The 18,584-nt window shown below is 63.3% G+C and carries 15 protein-coding genes and 1 pseudogene; 13 read left to right on the top strand and 3 right to left on the bottom strand.

The features are described 5' to 3' along the window. Positions 1-5 precede the first annotated feature (5 nt). From QD356_RS08805 to QD356_RS08765, 9 genes and pseudogenes are all read left to right on the top strand, one after another. Positions 6-680, top strand: coding sequence for an ABC transporter permease (locus QD356_RS08805; protein WP_199852303.1), 675 nt, complete (start codon positions 6-8; stop codon positions 678-680). Positions 681-798: 118 nt separating this feature from the next. Then, positions 799-1,611: an ATP-binding cassette domain-containing protein gene (locus QD356_RS08800; protein ID WP_192837624.1), complete on the top strand. Its 813-nt coding sequence runs from the start codon at positions 799-801 to the stop codon at positions 1,609-1,611. Between the two features lie 154 nt (positions 1,612-1,765). Next, positions 1,766-2,482 (top strand): molybdenum cofactor guanylyltransferase, encoded by a 717-nt coding sequence (mobA, locus tag QD356_RS08795; protein WP_192837625.1) that lies wholly within the window; start codon positions 1,766-1,768, stop codon positions 2,480-2,482. Between the two features lie 517 nt (positions 2,483-2,999). Then, positions 3,000-3,599, top strand: coding sequence for a molybdopterin-guanine dinucleotide biosynthesis protein B (gene mobB / locus QD356_RS08790; protein ID WP_192837844.1), 600 nt, complete (start codon positions 3,000-3,002; stop codon positions 3,597-3,599). Continuing rightward, complete coding sequence (gene glp, locus QD356_RS08785) at positions 3,596-5,023, top strand: gephyrin-like molybdotransferase Glp (RefSeq protein ID WP_192837626.1); 1,428 nt, start codon at positions 3,596-3,598, stop codon at positions 5,021-5,023. The genes mobB and glp overlap by 4 nt, the downstream gene beginning before the upstream one ends. A gap of 163 nt (positions 5,024-5,186) precedes the next feature. Then, entirely contained in the window at positions 5,187-6,050 is an 864-nt protein-coding gene (gene moaC, locus QD356_RS08780; protein WP_192837627.1) for a cyclic pyranopterin monophosphate synthase MoaC, read from the top strand. 1 nt (position 6,051) lies between these two features. Then, positions 6,052-6,507, top strand: a pseudogene (locus tag QD356_RS08775) (molybdenum cofactor biosynthesis protein MoaE); the annotation flags it as partial. Positions 6,508-6,668: 161 nt separating this feature from the next. Then, a complete protein-coding gene (moaA, locus tag QD356_RS08770; protein ID WP_192837629.1) occupies positions 6,669-7,658 on the top strand; it encodes a GTP 3',8-cyclase MoaA in 990 nt (329 codons plus the stop codon). A 240-nt stretch (positions 7,659-7,898) separates the two neighbouring features. Further along, positions 7,899-8,183, top strand: coding sequence for a hypothetical protein (locus QD356_RS08765; protein WP_043336782.1), 285 nt, complete (start codon positions 7,899-7,901; stop codon positions 8,181-8,183). 209 nt (positions 8,184-8,392) lie between these two features. Here QD356_RS08765 and QD356_RS08760 read toward each other — a convergent pair whose 3' ends face one another. Next, on the bottom strand, positions 8,393-9,973 hold the full coding sequence (locus tag QD356_RS08760) for a ribonuclease J (protein ID WP_192837845.1): 1,581 nt from the start codon (positions 9,971-9,973) through the stop codon (positions 8,393-8,395). A 414-nt stretch (positions 9,974-10,387) separates the two neighbouring features. On the opposite strand from QD356_RS08760, the gene purU reads away from it, so the two are divergent. The 4 genes from purU to QD356_RS08740 all read left to right on the top strand — a co-directional run bounded on the left by purU (position 10,388) and on the right by QD356_RS08740 (position 15,777). Then, entirely contained in the window at positions 10,388-11,242 is an 855-nt protein-coding gene (purU, locus tag QD356_RS08755) for a formyltetrahydrofolate deformylase (RefSeq protein ID WP_043336780.1), read from the top strand. Positions 11,243-11,735: 493 nt separating this feature from the next. Continuing rightward, positions 11,736-13,274 (top strand): hypothetical protein, encoded by a 1,539-nt coding sequence (locus tag QD356_RS08750; protein WP_192837630.1) that lies wholly within the window; start codon positions 11,736-11,738, stop codon positions 13,272-13,274. After that, positions 13,271-14,626, top strand: a complete 1,356-nt coding sequence (locus QD356_RS08745) for a glycosyltransferase family 2 protein (protein ID WP_192837631.1) — start codon at positions 13,271-13,273, stop codon at positions 14,624-14,626. The genes QD356_RS08750 and QD356_RS08745 overlap by 4 nt, the downstream gene beginning before the upstream one ends. Further along, positions 14,626-15,777 (top strand): biotin/lipoyl-binding protein, encoded by a 1,152-nt coding sequence (locus QD356_RS08740; RefSeq protein ID WP_192837632.1) that lies wholly within the window; start codon positions 14,626-14,628, stop codon positions 15,775-15,777. The genes QD356_RS08745 and QD356_RS08740 overlap by 1 nt, the downstream gene beginning before the upstream one ends. A gap of 18 nt (positions 15,778-15,795) precedes the next feature. On the opposite strand, the gene dinB is transcribed toward QD356_RS08740, so the two are convergent. Both dinB and QD356_RS08730 read right to left on the bottom strand, forming a co-directional pair. Further along, positions 15,796-16,854, bottom strand: a complete 1,059-nt coding sequence (gene dinB / locus QD356_RS08735; RefSeq protein ID WP_153636234.1) for a DNA polymerase IV — start codon at positions 16,852-16,854, stop codon at positions 15,796-15,798. Positions 16,855-17,018: 164 nt separating this feature from the next. Then, positions 17,019-18,365, bottom strand: coding sequence for a Na+/H+ antiporter family protein (locus tag QD356_RS08730; RefSeq protein WP_043336774.1), 1,347 nt, complete (start codon positions 18,363-18,365; stop codon positions 17,019-17,021). Positions 18,366-18,584: the final 219 nt, after the last annotated feature.

Here is an 18,584-nt window from a genome sequence, read left to right as displayed (position 1 = left end):
AGGCCATGAGCCTCCTGCTGAGCATGGATGGCGCGCTGTGGGAGATCATCGGCGTGTCGTTTCGTGTCTCGTTGATGGCGATGTTGATCGCGGTGCCACCGGCACTGTTGATCGCCTTCGTGCTGGTTCGCTGTGCCTTCCCGGGGCGCTGGCTGTTGATCTCGCTGATCAATACCCTGATGGCCGTCCCCACCGTGGTGGTGGGGCTGCTGCTGTTCATCCTGCTGTCGCGCGCTGGCCCGCTGGGTGACTGGCATCTGCTGTTCACCCAGCCGGCGATGGTGATCGGGCAGATTCTGCTCGCACTGCCGATTCTGGTGGTGATGCTGCATGCCGCGCTGGCGGGCGTCGACAAGCGTGCCTGGGAAACGGCCTTGCAGCTGGGGGCGTCGCGCCGGGCGGCGCTGTGGCGGCTGGTGATGGAGGCCCGTTTCGGCGTGATGGCGGCGTTGGTGGCCGCGTTTGGTAGAATCATCGCTGAAGTGGGTTGCGCCATGATGGTGGGTGGTAACATTGCCGGTTTCACGCGCAATATCACCACGGCCATCGCGCTGGAAACCCTCAAGGGCGAGTATGCCCAGGGGGTCGCCCTGGGCATGGTATTGCTGGTGTTGGCACTGGCGCTCAATCTGATGCTGGGCCTGTTGCGCGGTCGTGGTCAGCTGGTGGTGCAGGCGTGACCTGCGGCCTCGCCGCCAGTCACGTTCTGCTCCCGCAGCCTGCAAGCCGCCTGCCTGCCAGTTGAGACAAGCACACCAGCACTGATCGCGTCAGGCTGAATCGTCGTATGGAGTCATGATGTTCCCCCCTAGTTCTTCGTCCTCGTCTGTTCCCCCGGGCGACCCCTCCTGCCCGGTGGCGGGGACTGGCTTCGCGCAAGCCGAGCCGCCTGCTGCCCAGGTACTCCCTGCCGACGCAAGCGTTGCCCCTCTGTTGCGTGTGCGCGGCCTCGAATATCGCTTGCCGCCTGCGGCGCAGGCATCCGGCGAGGGCGCCGAGGCGCAAGGGCGCCTGTTATGGCATGTGGCGGCGCTGGATTGGGCGCCGACCCCGGCGTCCGGCTGGGTGCACCTCAAGGGTGACAACGGCAGCGGCAAGACCACGCTGTTGCGCGTGCTGGCCGGCATGCAGCCAGCGACTGGCGGCAAGCTTGAATGGCAGACCCGTGACGCTCATCCGGTGCGCTACCTGCACCAGCAGCCGTATCTGTTCGACACCAGCGTGGCCGGCAATCTGGTGCTGGCGGCTCGCTGGCAACCCGACAGCGGCTCTGCCGGCCAGCAGCGCGATCAGGTCGAGGAGATGCTGCGCTGGAGCGGGCTGAGCGATCAGGCCCGTCAGCCCGCCCGCTCCCTGTCGGGTGGCGAGCGGGCGCGACTGGCATTGGCGCGCGCCTGGTTGTCGCGTCCGCCGGTGCTGTTGCTGGATGAGCCTGCCGCCAATCTGGATCAGGCCGCCGTCGAGCAGTTGGCGCTGCGACTGGAGCAGATGTGCCAGCAGGGGTGTGCGGTGATCCTGTCCTCGCATCAGGACAATGCCTTGAGTCAGGGCTCGAGTGCGCGCTGGACGCTGAGCGCTGCCAGCCTGCACACTGAGCCCACAGCGGGCTGAGTCGTCTTCAATGGGCTGAGCCTTCAGTGCAAGCACCTCAAGCTTCAGGGCTGAGAAGGCCTTGTGCATCAGCCGCTTGCACTGGATGCCCTGCCAGCAGCCCTGCTGCATGCCATTACCTGCGCCTATGCGCACTCGACCGGGATACGCCTTCATGCCGAGCTCCAATCACACCTCTGACGCCACGCCACTGCCGAGCGATGCCGAGCAGCTCAAGGCCTCGCTCACGCCCGCCAATATCACCGGGGTGGTGCTGGCCGGTGGCCAGGCGCGGCGCATGGGTGGCGTCGACAAGGGACTGGTCATGCTCAATGAGGTGCCGCTGGTGGCGCATGTGCTGGCGCGCCTGACCCCTCAGGTGGGTGAACTGCTGATCAATGCCAACCGCTCGCACGCCGAATATGCTGCTTATGGTCATCCACTGGTCGAAGACAGCGAGCAGGGCTACCACGGCCCCCTGATGGGCATGGCCAGTGCACTGGCGGCAGCGCGGACGCCCTGGGTGATGATGGTGGCCTGCGATGTGCCGCACCTGCCCAATGAACTGGTCGAGACGCTGAGTGTGGCGCTGATCGATCATGCCAACGGCGATCAGCTGGAAGGCTTCACTGTCGAGGGTGGTCACGCTGGTGATGCCGGGCCTGCACTCTTGGCCGTGGCGGCAGACGAGTTCCGTTACCATCCGGTGATCTGTCTCATGCATCGTGGCCTGCTGCCCTCGCTGCAGGCGGCGCTGGCCGCTGGCGAGCGCAAGATCGACCGCTGGTTCGATCAGCACGTCTGGCTCAAGGTTCAGGCGGGCAGCGAGCAGGACTTCGCCAATCTCAATACCCTTGAAGAGTGCCGTGAGATGGAAGCCGGCTCGCGCTGAGCGTGCTTCTTTCCTGACGTCCTTTGCGTGTCATCCGTTCCCGCATGCACGCCCAGGGTGTGTCATTGTGATGCAGGTCGTCATAGCCGGGGGCGTCTCTTCAAGAGTCTGGCGGGTTATTGTCTTTGCCTGCCCGGTATTGATGGCCTTGGCGTTGCACCTTGAAAGTGTCGTGTCTGGCGGTTCTGGCGGCTGTCTTGCCACTCTGCGTCGTTGCCCCCATTGAACCCTTGCTCATATCGAGCCGTTGCCCCATTGAAATGAGCGCCATGCGTGTTCACCTTCATGGCATCCGCTCAGCCCGCATTGTCATCGTCACCTCTTTCCTTTGCGGGCGCGGGAGCGCTGCGGTGAGCCCGTCGACAGGCCGCCTTACGCCGGAATCATCAAGAGAACCTTCATGCCTGAGTCTTCCTCCACGACTGACCAGCGTGCTGATACCGCTGTCAGTGCTGAACATTCCTCCCCCCGCAGTGATGCTCCCACGCCGCGTGGTGATATTTCTCATGAATTCGGGATGTCGCCCGCCTGGCAGGCACGCCTGGCGGCATCAGCGTGTCCGCTGCTGGGCATCGCGGCCTGGAGCGGCACCGGCAAGACCACGCTGCTCGAGCAGCTGCTGCCCGAGTTGAGAGCGCGCGGCCTCCACGTCGCCGTCATCAAGCATGCGCATCATGCCTTTGATGTCGATACGCCGGGCAAGGACAGCCATCGTCTGCGAACGGCCGGTGCCGTGCCGATGCTGGTGGCGTCCGCCAAGCGCTTTGCGCTGATGATGGAGACGCCGGACCAGGCGGAGGCCGATCTGGAGCAGTTGGTGGCGCAGCTCGAGGGGCTGGAGGTGGACCTGATTCTGGTCGAGGGCTTCAAGCAGTGGCCGCTGCCCAAGCTTGAGCTGTACCGCGAGGCCGTGGGCAAGCCGCTGCGAGCCCCAGAGGACCCCTGGATCCATGCGCTGGCGACACCGGCGGCGCAGCTGCCGCCTCGTGATGATGTGCCGCAGGACCTCAAGCGGCTGGATCTTGACGATCCTCAGGCGCTGGCCGCCTGGATCGCCGCCTGGCCGGTGCATTGGCGTCTGGAAGGCGGCAAGCCGCGTGGCGAGGTGGGCGCATGAGCCTGTCGTGTTTCGATCCGCGTTTCGGCGAGCGCATGCTGAGTGTCGATGAAGCCTTGAGCGTGCTGGGGGAGAGCCTGGCGGGCGTGATGCGCACGCCACGCAGCGAGCGTGTCGCCCTGGCGCAGGCGCCCGGACGTGTGCTCGCCGAGACGGTCATCTCGCCGCTGGATGTCCCGGCGCAGACCAACGCGGCGATGGATGGCATCGCGCTGGCGCAGGCTTCATTGCCAGACGCGGCGAGCGGCGAACCCCTGAGCGATCGCGGCGAATTGAGCGATCACTGCGAGCTGAGCGTGATCGGCAGCTCGCTGGCGGGCCATCCCTGGACGGGGCGGGCGCTCGCCGCGGGGGAAGCCATGCGCATCACGACCGGCGCGGCCCTGCCCGCAGGCGCCGACACCGTCGTCATGCAGGAGCAGCTCGAGTATCGCTCCGCGCAGGGCGAGGGCCGAGCTGAGGGCGACGCAGGCGAGCGGGTGGTGATCGAGGGCGTGACCAGCATTCGCCGTGGCCAGAATGTGCGTCAGGCCGGAGAGGACATCGCGCGCGGCAGTCAGGTGATGGCGCCGGGCCAGTGGCTGACGCCCGCCGCCGTGGGCGTGCTGGCCTCGCTCGGACTCGCCGAGGTCGCCGTCTATCGGCCGCTGACGGTGGCGATCTTCTCCACCGGTGACGAGGTCACGGCCCCCGGCGAGACGCTGCCGGCCGGCGGCATCTATGACGCCAATCGCTTCAGCCTCGTGGCGCTGCTGCGCGACCAGGGCATCGAGGTGCTGGATCTTGGCATCCTGAGCGATGACGAGGCGAGCGTGAGTGCTGCCCTGCGTGATGCCGCGACGCGTGCCGACATGGTCATCACCTCCGGCGGCGTGTCGGTGGGCGAGGCCGATCATGTGCGCAGCGCCCTTGCTGCCTGTGGTGAGCTCGCGCTGTGGCGCATCGCCATGCGTCCGGGGCGCCCGCTGGCGTTCGGCATGTTGCGTGCCACTCCCGCCGACGCCGAGTCGTCATCTGGTCAGGTGCCGTTCTTCGGCTTGCCGGGCAATCCGGTGGCGACCATGGTCACCTTCCTGCAGTTCGTGCTGCCCGCGCTGCGCCTGTTGTCGGGCCAGCAGCGGTTGGCGAAGGCTGAGGCGGGCGCCTCCGCGACGACGCTGGCGCAGTGGCAAGCCCCGCGCCTGCAGCTGATCGCCGGCGAGACGCTGCGCTCACGTGCCGAGCGTGTCGACTATCATCGCGGCCAGATCGTACTGGATGACCAGGGGCGTCAGGTGGTGATGACCACGGGGCGGCAGGGCTCGGGTATTCTGACCTCGATGTTGCTGGCCGAATGCCTGATCGAGATTCCCGCCGGCTGCGCCACGCTTCACGCCGGCGAGCCGGTCATGGTGCAGTGGCTGGGCAGTCGCGGCATCGTCTAGGCGATCCCCGCGCAGTGGTCATGCCAGCTGATTCATGAAAAGATAGTCTGCTAATTTCTTGGCCAGTCCTGTCCATCAGGGCTTGCCTGCCTGCTTCTTCAGGCATTGGTATTTCAGAGATTGCCGCCAGTCAGGCGCACCCGATACGGATACGAGACAGCTCATGAGCCTTACTCATCTCAACGCACGCGGCGAAGCCCATATGGTGGATGTTGCGGACAAGCAGGAAACCCGCCGCGAGGCGCGAGCCAGCGCACGCGTCAGCATGCTGCCTGCCACGCTCGCCCTGCTCGCCGAAGGTGGCTTGCCCAAAGGGGATGTGCTGGCGACGGCGCGTATTGCCGGCATCCAGGCGGCCAAGCGCACTCATGAGCTGATTCCGCTCTGTCATGCCTTGATGCTCTCCAAGGTGACGGTCGACTTCACGCTGGACAGCGCCAACAGCTGTGTGGAAATTCAGGTGCTGTGCCGCCTCAATGGGCGTACCGGTGTCGAGATGGAAGCGCTGACGGCGGCCTCGGTGGCGGCATTGACGCTCTATGACATGTGCAAGGCGGTCGACAAGGGTATCGTGATCGGCGATATCCAGCTCGAGACCAAGACCGGTGGCAAGAGTGGTGATTGGCAGCGTCCGGACGAAGCCGCCGCTGTCGAGCAGACGCCGGTTGAGCCAAGCCGGACTGAACCAAGCCGGACCGAACCAAGCCGTGCTGCAACAGCTGAGCCCATCGAAGCGACAGCGGGACAGGCCGCTCCGGCGGCCCGCGGTGATGCCACCGTGCGGGTTCTCTTCCTGGCGGAACTGCGGGAACGCCTGGACCTCGACAGTCTGGCGCTGAACCTGACGACGCTGTCCGAAGCGACGGTCGGGGGCTTGAAGCGCACCCTGGCGCTGCGTGACCCTCAGCTTGAAGCGCTCAATGACACTCGCGTGCTGTGCGCCGTCAATCAGGACATGGTGCGCGATGACCACCCATTGAATGCCGGTGATGAAGTCGCCTTCTTCCCACCGGTGACGGGGGGCTGACATGACCCAAGTCGCAAACGAAGCCTCGCGGGCCTTTTCGGTCAGCATTCAGGCCAGCGATTTTGATCTGCGTGTCGAGCAGGACGTCCTGACGCGTGGGCGCGGCGACATTGGTGCCGTGGTGTCCTTCACGGGACTGGTGCGTGATTTCAATCAGCGACCGGATGTCGTCGCGCTGACGCTGGAACACTATCCCGGCATGACGGAGCGCAGCCTCGAGCGCTTGATCATAGAGGCGCGCGAGCGCTTCCCGCTCACCGGGGTGCGCATCATTCACCGTGTCGGACGGCTCGAGCCCGGCGACAATATCGTGCTGGTGCTGGTCGCCAGTGCGCATCGTCAGGCGGCCTTTGCCGGCTGTGACTTCCTGATGGACCACCTCAAGTCGCGGGCGCCTTTCTGGAAAAAGGAGCACACCGCCACGGGAGATTATTGGGTGCGGGAACGTTCGAGCGATCGCGAGGCACTCGAGCGCTGGCATCCAGAGTCCGCGGTGACGGCAGAGGGTGAAGCGGTATCCCCCTTTGTCGAGCAACACAAGGCTGATGACTCATTGGCCGAGGCCAGCAGCGAAGAGAGACAATCATCGCTGGCAACACCCAAGTTTTCGGGAGAGTCATGATGGAAACCCTGGTCGATGACTTCGGTCGTCGCATCCGCTATGTTCGCCTGTCAGTGACGGACCGCTGTGATTTTCGCTGCGTCTATTGCATGAGCGAAGAGATGACCTTTCTGCCGCGCGACGAGGTCTTGAGCCTCGAAGAGATCGCGTTGCTGGCGCGCGCCTTCGTGGAACTGGGGGTCGAGAAGATTCGCCTGACCGGCGGGGAGCCGCTGGTGCGGCGTGATATCGGCAAGCTGGTCGATGAAATCGGCGCGCTCGAGGGGCTCAAGGACTTCTCGATGACCACCAACGGCGCGGGCCTTGCCAAGCACGCCGCGCAGTTGAAGGCCGCCGGCATGTCACGGCTGAATATCAGCCTTGATTCTCTGGACCCGGAGCGCTTCAAGGCGCTGACGCGTACCGGCGACCTGAGCAAGGTGATCGCCGGCATCCGTGCTGCGCGCGAGGAAGGCTTCCGCATCAAGCTCAATGCGGTGGTGCTGAAGGGGCGCAATGATCACGAAGTGGTGTCGCTGGTCGAATTTGCGCGTGAGGAAGGGTTGGACATCAGCTTCATCGAGGAGATGCCGCTGGGCCAGGTCTCGGATCACGGGCGTGACGAGACCTTCTGCTCCAGTGATGATGTCCAGGCGCGCATCGAGACGCGTTATCCGCTGATTCCCACGCTTGAAGACAGTCTGGGGCCGGCGCGCTATTTCCGCATGGCGGACAGCGAATCACGGGTGGGATTCATCTCACCGCACAGTCATAACTTCTGCTCGACCTGCAACCGCGTTCGCGTCACGGTAGAGGGGCGTCTGTTGCTGTGTCTTGGCAATGAGCACTCGCTTGACCTGCGTGACATCATGCGTCGCCACCCGGGTGACATCGAGCCGCTCAAGGCCGCGATCATCGATGCCATGCACCTCAAGCCCGAGCGTCATCACTTCACGACGGACGGTGATGTCCAGATCGTTCGCTTCATGAACATGACGGGAGGCTGAGACCTTTTTCGTCATCAGTCGTGGCGCTCATGTTGATCGAGCCATCCAGGATAACCCACAGGCGCTCACAAAAACCCCGCTATCAAGCGGGGTTTTTGTTGGTCTATCCTGTGGAAACACTGCCTTGCTTTTGACAAGGCTTGTTAGTTCATATTTAGCGCTTATACTTTGCTGCATTATCACATCCAATGCGATGACTCGCAGGGATTCCAGCTCAGTGCATATGGTGGAGGTAGCGAAATGACAGCCGATTCTCTCGAAAAGATCGCTCGTAACAAGAATGTTGCTCGTGCAGCAGCGCGTCAGCTGTCCATGGAACAACTGCACAAGCTCTCCGAGGTCATCAATGAGGTGATCGAGCAGAAAGCCGAAGAAGACGAGCAGCGCCGCGAAGAAGAAATCGCCAAGGAGCGCAAGCTTGCCGAGATTCGTGATGCGATGATCGAAGCTGGCCTTTCCGTGGATGATCTGGTCAGTGATCAGCCCAAGCGTCGTGGCCGTCCGCCGAAGAACAAGTCCGTTTGAGACCTTCGGCCTGACGCCATGGAGGTGGCTGAAGCGCCTGAGATCGAGATTGCCAGTCGGCAAGTCGGCAATGTCGCCATCACCAGTCCCTGAGCGCCTCCCAGCAGCAGAAAAGCCCGCCCGGTATTTCCCGGGCGGGCTTTTTCATGCGCTGCTTTGTGCAGGGCAGTGAGATCAAGGTGGCCATCACTTCGATGATGGCGCGACACTCACTCCTGATTCATGGCCATGATATGCAGGAAGAGCACCGGCTCATGGCGCAGATGGTTGCGCAGCCAGCGATTGATGCGGCCATCGAGTTGCTGCTTGAGTTCACGTTCATTGCTGGCATTCAGGCCTGCCAGGGTGTCATCCAGCCACTCGGCGAAGCTGTCTTCATCCAGGCTTGAGGTGCCGCTGATATCCAGCATCAAGCGGCCGATGCGAACCCAGCCGGCCTCCTGCAGCGTGACGGGCAACGCCAGCGAGACGCTGCCATGCCGGCCGAGACGCGCGCGGGCACGGCGGTCCATGGAATCCAGCGGACGCACCTTGTCATGCTCGATGATGCGCTCGTGCAGTGTCAGGCGTTTCTCCACCGACAGCCCCTGAGCATCGAGGCGAATCACGTCACCATTGACGGGAATCAGCGGTGCCTCGATGCCCAGGGACTGTGCCACCTGGGTGTGAGCGAGCTGGTGGCGATATTCGCCATGCACCGGCAGCAGACGTACCGGTTTCAGCCAGCCATAGAAGGTGCGCAATTCTTCCTGCGCCGGGTGCCCGGAGGCGTGGAGGTCCGGGAACTGCTTCTCTTCCATGATGCCGACGCCGAGGCGTGTCAGCGCGTTGTGCAGCTTGCCGATGGCCAGCTCATTGCCGGGAATCGCCTTGGAAGAGAAGATCACGGTGTCGCCGGCGGCCAGCTCGAAGTCAGGATGGCGGGAATTGGCCAGGCGTGACAGTGCGGCGCGCGGCTCGCCCTGGCTGCCGGTGGCGATCACCATGACCTCTTCCGGGGGCAGGTAGCCCAGGTCCTTCACCGGGACCAGCGGCGGGAAGTCTTCCAGATAGCCGAGACCGCGGGCGACGCGCACCATGCGCTCCATCGAGCGTCCCAGTAGCGTGATGCGGCGACCATTGCGTGCGGCGGCGCGCCCCAGTGCCAGGATGCGGGCCAGGTTGCTGGCAAAGCAGGTCACGACGACGCGTCCGCGGCAGCCGGCCAGCGTCTTCTCCAGTGCGCGTGCTACCTCGCCCTCGCTGCGCGAATGACCCGCCAGCGGGGCATTGGTGGAGTCGCCGACGACCAGATCGACCGGCGCCAGTGCCTGATAGCGCTCCGGATCCGTGGGCTCGCCGATCAGCGGCTCCGGGTCCAGCTTCCAGTCGCCGGTATGCATCACGCGATATTCCGGCGTGACGATCAGCAACGAGCAGCTTTCCGGAATGGAGTGGGTCAGTGGCAACAATCGCAGCGCGAAGGGGCCGGATTCAAAACCTTCATCCACCTCGATGATCTGCAGGCTGGAGGTTTCCAGCTCGCGCTCGGCAAACTTGGCGCGCAGCAGGCCAGCCGCCAAGGGCGTGGCGATGATCGGGCAGCGCCATTTCGGCCACAGCCAGGCGACCGCGCCGATGTGGTCTTCATGGCCATGGGTGATCACCAGCATCTGTGGGCTGATGCCCAGGCTTGCCAGGGACTCGATATCCGGCACCTGCAACGGACCTTCCGGCAGGTCCTGGCGAATCATCATGCCGCAATCCACGGCAATCCAGTGATCCTGATAACCATACAGCGTCAGATTCATGCCGATCTCGCCGCAGCCACCCAGCGGTAGCAGGTGCAGCGGCGGACGTTGTCTCTGACGGACTTGAACGCGGGGTTTCAACATGGATGTCATGCCATCTATAAAATGTGGCTCAACTATACGGGAATCCCGCGAAGCGCCACAAATGGCGCTGTTGTCCGGTCGCGTCGATTCGAGAGCGGCCCAGCCGTTCGCACGACGCCTTGAGGTGGGCCGGCGTGATGGCCGCTGATCGCAATGTCGTATTGACCATATGGACAGAATCGGGGTGCAGCACTGTTTCAGGCCGCGTGATCAGCTACAATACCCCACCTTTGCCGAGGGGCTGCTTACGGGCGGTGTCATGATTCCTCGCGCAGGCCGGCGCTTCGCCGGCTGAACATCATTCCCGCTATCACAATGGTTGAACTTACGATGTCTCACGCCTATCGCCTGGTGGTGTCCTGCCCTGATCAGGTCGGAATTGTTGCCCGAGTTTCCACTTTCATCGCCGAGCAGGGCGGGTGGATCACCGAAGCCAATCAGCATTCTGATCTTGGCGCCGGTCGTTTCTTCATGCGCTATGAGATCAACCCCGAGACCATCGGCTTGAGCGCCGCTGAGCTCGGCAAGCGCTTCGCCCCGATCGGTGAAGAGTTCGGCATGCAGTGGCGCGTGCATGACACCGCCGCCAAGAAGCGTGTCGTGCTGATGGTCTCCAAGGACTCCCATTGCCTGGTGGACCTGCTGCATCGCTGGCAGTCCGGTGATCTGGATTGCGAGATTCCCTGCGTCATTTCCAACCACGACGACATGCGTTCGCTGGTCGAATGGCACGGCATTCCGTTCCATCACGTGCCGGTCGACAAGAATGACAAGGCGCCGGCCTTTGCCGAGGTCGAGCGTCTGGTGGAAGAATCCCGGGCCGATTGCATCGTGCTGGCGCGCTACATGCAGATCATTCCGCCGAGTCTGTGTGAGCGCTATGCCGGTCGCCTGATCAACATCCACCACAGCTTCCTGCCTTCCTTCGTGGGCGCCAAGCCGTATCACCAGGCCTTCGGGCGTGGGGTCAAGCTGATCGGCGCGACCTGCCATTACGTGACCGAAGAGCTGGATGCCGGCCCGATCATCGAGCAGGACATCCACCGCGTCACTCACTGCCATACCGCCGAGGAACTGGTGCGCATCGGTCGTGATGTCGAGCAGAAAGTGCTGGCGCGCGGGCTGCGCTGGCACCTGCAGGATCGCGTGCTGATCCACGGCAACAAGACCATCGTCTTCGCCTGAGCCTCGCTTGCTCAACGCATGAGTCTGTCATCGACCTGAGGTCGTGACGAAGAAGCCGGTACCTGTTTCAGGTGCCGGCTTTGTTGTTTGCGGGAACTGCCTGACGGCCATCTGGTTGCCAGGGAGTGTGTTGAGCAGAGCAGTATCGTCAGGACGCGCATGCCAAGGGAATGACTGGGAGGCCATGCATTTGGGGGCTTGACGGGGGAGAGGTTCAACGAGGAGAGATTCAATAGTCCATCAGGTTAAATGCAATTTGCATCAAACTTTTGTGTCAGTTTTCTCAGTCTTTGTCATTAGATAAATGTGTGTTTGACGACATGAGGGTATGAAACCACTGCTCAAAAGGCCGATGTTGGCAATCCGCCATGAACTCCATTTCATGGCGTCAGTCCCATGGGGTTGGTTCTGCACCAGTGTTTCGTCCGTGATGTCTCATGCTGAAGTATGGGCGCGCGTGGTGGAGCGAAGACTGACCTCACGGGATTTTCTGATGTACATAGCCGTTGTTGGCCGTCCTGCGGCTGCAAGTAGTGAGCACTCAAGTGGTGGGCATTCGCAGATCGAACAGGGAGAGTGGGCAGTCGAGTCACAGGACCTGCTGGCGATGCTCGCGGAGCGAGCGCCATATCGCGCCTCGCACGCCGCCGCGGCTGAATTTTCTGCGACTGGCTTTCCTGCGTCTGACGTTTCTGCGGGCAGCCAGTGTGATGCCATCCATCTGGCGGTTCAGCCGGCGGGGCATCTGACGCTGCAGGAGGCAGAGCGCCTGCTGAGCGATATCCGAGCCACGGCGTCAGGTGCGCTGATACCCGTGATCGTGACGGGGGCGAGCTCTCCCTCCATCGAGGCACTGGCCAATCAATGGCCGGGGAGCCGTCTGCTTGATCTGTCAGATGTGGTGAAGCGCCTGGAGGCCTCGGCGTCAGCTGAGCAACACGAGGCTGGGCTGTCGGCGAGCGCTGAGCGTCTGTTGCGCTGGTGGCGCCTCTATCCCGACCATGTCCTGCAGGTCTCTCTGTCACCTGCACTGATGGCCGGTTGTGAATGGCCTCTGTTGAGTGCATGGGGCATGACTGCCAGCGAGCAGCACGATCTGCTTGCGCTGTTCGCTCAGCGTGGCTGGACCCGCGAGGCGACGCTCATGACACGCACGCGTCATTGCCGACAGTGTCGCAGCGTGCACCTCAACTATATCGATGTCTGTCCGCGTTGCCGCCATCTGGATCTCGTGCCGCTCGATGGACTGCACTGTTTCACCTGCGGTCATGTGGACCGTCTTGATCACTTCACGCATGACGAACGACTCGTCTGCCCGAAATGTCATGTCCGACTGCGGCATATCGGGGTCGACTATGATCGACCGCTGGAATCGCTGGCCTGCGGGAAATGCGACCTATGGCTGGTAGAGGGCGAGGTGGAAGTCCAGTGCATGGATTGCGGCCAGTTGCAGCAGCCCGGAGAGCTGATCCAGCAACGTGTTGCCTCGCTGGCGCTCAGCGAAGCCGGGCGTCGCGTCGTTGCCTTGCCGCGCAAGGAAGGCATGCCCGAGCAGATGGTGGGACAGCGAGTCTCACGCGCCGAGCTTCATCACATGCTGGACCTGCTGGTGACGCTCGCCCGTCGTCATGCCCACCGCCATCTGCTGATGGTGATGTCCTCCGGCGCCCTTCCTTCACGCTCGGTGGCGTCTCCGCTGTCGGCTTCATCGCCGGCTGCGTCATTGAGCGCCATGGCCCAGCGTCTGACGAGCCTGCTGCGTGATACTGACCTGGTCTGTGAATACGACGCCGGCCATTGGCTCTTTCTACTGCCCCATACGCCCCGTGAACACTTTGCGGATATCGCACGCCGCATCAAGTCACTGACCGACCTGGCAGAGGACGACGCGGGGCTGAATATCGCGCTCGAGATGCATGAGCTACCCAGCGAGCGCTGCACAGGCAAGGCGCCATACTGGCTGGCGCAATTGCTGGACGATCAGGCGTCTGGTCAACCGAGTGGCAAGATGCCATCCGAGGCCGAGGCATGAGAGAGCTGGATATCTTTGTCTCGCAGGTATTGATGGAAATGCATTGGGTCAATGGCTCGATGCTGCATTCGCCGTGGGTGGCGGTATCCATTCTGCCCTTGTTGATTCTCTTCGAACTGCCACTGGCCGCCATCGTGATTACTGGCATGGTCGGCCATCTGCGCGATCGCGGCTGGGGCAGCACTCATGATGCCAGGGTCATGCCCGAGCGCTATCCCTCCGTCAGCTGCCTGGTGCTTTGCTATTCCGAGGGCGAGGGGGTGACCGCCAGCGCCGAATCCTTGTTGCATCAGGATTATCCCGGCCACGTCGAGGTGATCATGGTGATCGATGGCGCCACGGCCAATCACGAGACGTTGGCGGCTGCTCGACGTCAGGTCAGTGCTTTTCGGCAGCATGCCAACCGTACTCTGCGGGTGGTGCCCAAGTGGCAGCGCGGGGGGCGGGTCTCGTCACTCAATACCGGGCTCGGGCTTGCCACCGGTGAGCTGGTGTATGCATTGGATGGTGATACCGGCTTTGCCAGTGACATGGTCACGCGCAGCGTGGTGGTGTTCGAAGACCCCGATGTACTGGCGGCGGCCGGCAACTTGCGCATTCGTAATCGCAAGGTCTCGCTGGCAACACGCCTGCAATCCCTGGAATACCTGCTGTCGATCGAATATGGCCGTACCGGGCTGGCGCGCTGGAATCTGATCAACAACATCTCGGGGGCCTTTGGCATCTTCCGCACCGATATCGTGCGTCAGGTCGGCGGCTGGGACACCCACACCGCGGAAGACCTGGATCTTACCTTGCGCCTCAAGCAGTACCAGCGTCGGCATCCACATATGCGACTTGCGTTCATCCCCGAGGCCGTCGGCTTCACGGATGGCCCGGAAACTCTGCGCAGTCTGGCGAGTCAGCGCATGCGCTGGGAGGGCGATCTCTATTTCATCTACCTGCGCAAGCATTGGCGCGGCATGCGGCCGCGCTTGATGGGGTGGCCCGGCACGCTGTTCACGATGACCTACGGCTTGGTGCAAAGCGTGGCGCTGCCTTTCCTGATCGGTGGCTATGTCATCTGGTGGTACGCCACCCAGCCACTGGTGCATGCGGTGTCGATCAGCGTGCTGCTCTACCTCATCTATCTGCTGCTGTGCAGCTGGTACGCGCTGGCCGGGCTTTGCTGTGTCAGTCGCGATATTCCGGTCGCGCTCAGGAACATGGTCTGGCTGCCGGTGCTTCCGTTCTACCAGCTGAGCATGCGTCTGTTGGCACTGGTCGCGATTCTCAATGAAATGCTGCGTCGCAGCCACGAAGAAACCAGCATGGCCCCGTGGTGGGTCCTGCGCCGAGGAAAACGCTTCTGATGGATATTCGATTTGACCCGGAAAAGTCTCGTCACCCGGACCAGCAGTCCGGGCTGAAGGTTCCCTACGCCAAGGCCAGACGGGGCGGAGGGCGCTGGCGCTGGATAGGGCTGATGGCTCTGGTACTGGTGCCGGTGGTGGCCTTCTCCTGGTATGCGCTGCGCGACCGCTTGCTGCTGTCGGCCCCGGCGGTACTGACGCACGAGCCGCTGGTGATCACCAGTCCGCGTGATGCGCGTGTCGTGGATGTGCCTCAGCGTGCCGGCCAGCGCGTCAAGCAGGGCAACCCCCTGTTCGTGCTCGAGGATGGTGAGCTGGAGGCCGATCGCACCGCGCTCAAGGAGATTCTGGCCACGCTGCCCGCCAAGGGCGCACAGCAAGAGAGCGAGTCGCTGGTCGATACCGCTCGCCAGCGGGTCGATAACGCCGAGGCCTCGTTGCGCTTCCAATCTGGTCTGGCTGACAAGTTCGATGACTTCCGTCGCCAGGGTGAGGTCCCCCTGACGGATCTCGCCAGTATCCACGTGGCTCGTGCCAGTGCTCAGGATCAGCTGTCGGGAGCGCGTGAGAACCTGCTGCTGCAGCTGCGAGAGAATACGCGCTCCGAGCTGGCTGGCCCGGTAGTTCAGCGCCGTCAGGACCTGACCCGCCAGCTGGCGCGTATCGAAGCCAGCATCGCGGCGATGTCCTTGATGGCGGCTCAGGATGGCCTGTTGGCCAAGAGCTACGTGCAGCCTGGTCAGCAGGTGAGTGCTGGCGAACCTCTGGGCGTGCTGGTGCCTGCCAATGCGCCGGAACTGCATGCCTATTTCTCGCCGAAATATGTCGGCAAGGTGGCTGTCGGGCGAGTGGCCGAGGCACATTTCGCGGATGGCCGCAGTGTATTGGCGCGTATCGTGGCGCCGCCGGAGCTGACCCAGAAGCTGCCCTCACAGCTGGCGGGCCCCTTCGACGCCAATCAGGCGATGCTCGAAGTCAGGTTGCGCCCCCTCGAAGCCATCGATGTTCAGCATGATGTAGAAGGTCTGCCGCTGGAGATTCGTCTGCGTTCTCCATCGGCGCTCTGGGGAGATTGGGGCGATGAAGGTGAAGCGGATACCACTGCGGCAGAGCGCTCTTCGCCCGAGGCGAAGGCGAAGGCGGAAGCATGACTGCGAACGAGCAAGGCGCTAGAACAATCCCAGCTGCTGGGCGTCCTCGCGGGCCTTGAGGCGCACGCCGACGCCCAGCAGGCGGACAGGGCGATGCCCGCGTTGCCAGGCTTGCTCCATCAGCAGGGCGAAGCTGTTGGCGCTCGGCAGCGTGGTGGTCGAGGCGGGGAGCAGGCTTTCCAGCGTGGTGCTCTCGAAGTTGTTGAAGCGGATCTTGACGAACTGCTTGGCCAGCACCGGCTGGTCATGGCGGGCGTGACGGCTGGTCAGGCGTTCGAGCAGGGCGGGCAGGCGCTCGAGGCAGGCTGGCAGGTCGGGCAGGTCGTGATCGAAGGTGTGCTCGACACTGATCGACTTGCGCTCGCGCTCGACACGCACCGGTCGCTCATCGATGCCGTGCGCCAGTTCGTGCAGGCGGGTGCCGAACTTGCCGAAGTGCTCGGCCAGCGTCGTTAGCGGCGTGGTGCGCATGTCCTCGCAGGTGGTGATGCCCAGGCGTGTCAGACGCGCCAGCGTCGCTGGGCCGACCCCATGCAGCTTGCCGACGGGCAGCTGGCGGATGAAGGCGTCGCTGGTCTCGGGCGTGATCACCGTCAGGCCGTCGGGCTTTTCCCAGTCACTGGCGATCTTGGCCAGAAACTTGTTGGCGGCCACGCCAAGGGAGAGGGTGATGCCGGTGCGCTTGAGCGCCTCTTCCTTCAACCAGCGCGCCATCCAGGTGGCGCTGCCCTGAAAGTCAGTCACGGCGCTGACATCCAGATAGGCCTCATCCAGCGAGAGGGGCTCCACCAGAGGCGTCAGTTCATGGAAGAGTGCCTGGATCTCGGCGGAAACGGCGCGGTAGCGCTCGAAGTCCGGTGGCACCAGAATCAGCTGTGGGCACAGGCGCAGCGCGCGGGCAGTCGACATCGCCGAGCGTACACCGAAGGCACGCGCGGGATAATTGCAGGTGGCGATGACACCGCGTTGCTCGGTGCGGCCACCGATGGCGATGGGCACCTCGCGCCACTCGGGATGGCGGAGCATCTCGACGGCGGCATAGAAGCAATCGCAGTCGGCGTGGAGGATCTTGCGCATGCGCGCATCATGCTAAAAGACTGGATGGCTGTCCAGTGGCGGTACCCATTCATTGCGCCTGAGCCGGCTCCGCAACGACAACGCCCGACAGTGAGGAAGGTCCTCTCTGTCGGGCGTTGGCATGTCTGGCATCTCGCTTGGGCGCGAGACTGTCGCTCAGCGGATTACAGCGTCATCGCGGCCACCCAGCCGAACACGATCAGAGGGATGTTGTAGTGGATGAAGGTCGGCACCACGCTGTCCCAGATGTGGTCGTGCTGCTGATCGACATTCAGGCCGGCCGTCGGGCCGAGGGTCGAGTCAGAGGCCGGTGAACCGGCATCCCCCAGCGCGGCGGCGGTGCCGATCAGCGCGACGGTGGCCAGCGGCGAGAAGCCGAATTGCAGCGCCAGCGGTACGTAGATGGCGGCAATGATCGGAATGGTCGAGAAGCTGGAGCCGATGCCGAGGGTGATGAACAGGCCGACCATCAGCATGACCAGCGCGGCCAGCGGCTTGTTGTCACCGATGATGTGGAAGGAGGCGTCGACCAGGGTCTGGATATCGCCGGTGGCCTTCATCACGGAAGCGAAACCTGCCGCCGAGATCATGATGAAGCCGATCAGCGCCATCATGCGCATGCCGGACGTGAAGAGGTCATCCGCTTCGTTCCACTTGAATAGACCACCCAGCGAGAGGATGGCGAAGCCGACCAGCCCGCCGAGAATCATCGAGCCGGAATACAGCTGAATGCCGAGGGCGGCGATGATGGCGACGCCTGCCATGATCAGGCCGCTCTTGGACGGCGTGTGCATGGGCGTGTGGTGCGGTACGTTGCTGGACTTGATCTCGCGGGTCGCGTAGTCACGCGGCTTGCGGTAGGAGACGAACAGCGCCGTCAGCAGGCCGAGAAACATGCCGCCGACGGGAATCGCCATCGCCATCGGCACCATGCCGCGGGTCACGTCGAGGCCGAGCGACTGGCCGGCCTCATTGATGTTGGCCAGCAGGATGTCGTTGAGGAAGATGGAGCCGAAACCGACCGGCAGCAGCATGTAGGGCGCGGTCAGGCCGAAGGTCAGTGCACAGGCCACGGCGCGACGATCCAGGCGCAGGCGGTTCATGGCGACCAGCAGCGGCGGAATCAGGATCGGGATGAAGGCGATGTGAACCGGAATCAGGTTCTGGGAGGAAATCGCGACCAGGGTCACGCTGCCCAGCAGGCCGTACTTGATGGCCGTCTGGCGGCGCGGCGTGCTTTCGCCATTGAGCAGGCCGATCAGGCGTGCGGCGAGCAGGTCCGGCAAACCGGAGCGAGACAGGGCGACGGCGAAGGCACCGAGGGTAGCGTAGGCCAGCGCGACCTTGGCGCCGCCGCCGACACCGTCATTGAAGGCGCCGAGCGTGTCGGTCAGAGACAGGCCGCTGAACAGACCGCCGACCAGGGCGCCGGCGACCAGCGCGAAGACGACCGAGACGCGAGCCAACGACAGGCCGACCATGACCAGGACGGCCAGAATTACCGCATTCATGCGAGTACCTCTATGTGGGGTTGTGCCAGCTTTGGGAGTGTTGCGGACAGAGCGGGCGAACTGTGGGTGCGTGGCCACCCGATCCCGGGGCAATGCCTCGCATGACGTGTACATTCGTGACGAATGCCTTGCTGTCGCAGTGTTCCTGCGGCTTCCTCCTGAATGCCGTCAAAAACGGCGCATTATCTTACCAGAAGGGCAACGCAAGCTGAATGGCCG

Source organism: Cobetia sp. 2AS, from assembly GCF_029846355.1.
Taxonomy (GTDB): Bacteria; Pseudomonadota; Gammaproteobacteria; order Pseudomonadales; family Halomonadaceae; genus Cobetia; species Cobetia amphilecti.
The sequence above is the reverse complement of the archived record's forward strand: the minus strand, read 5'-3'. Positions and strand labels throughout refer to the sequence as shown.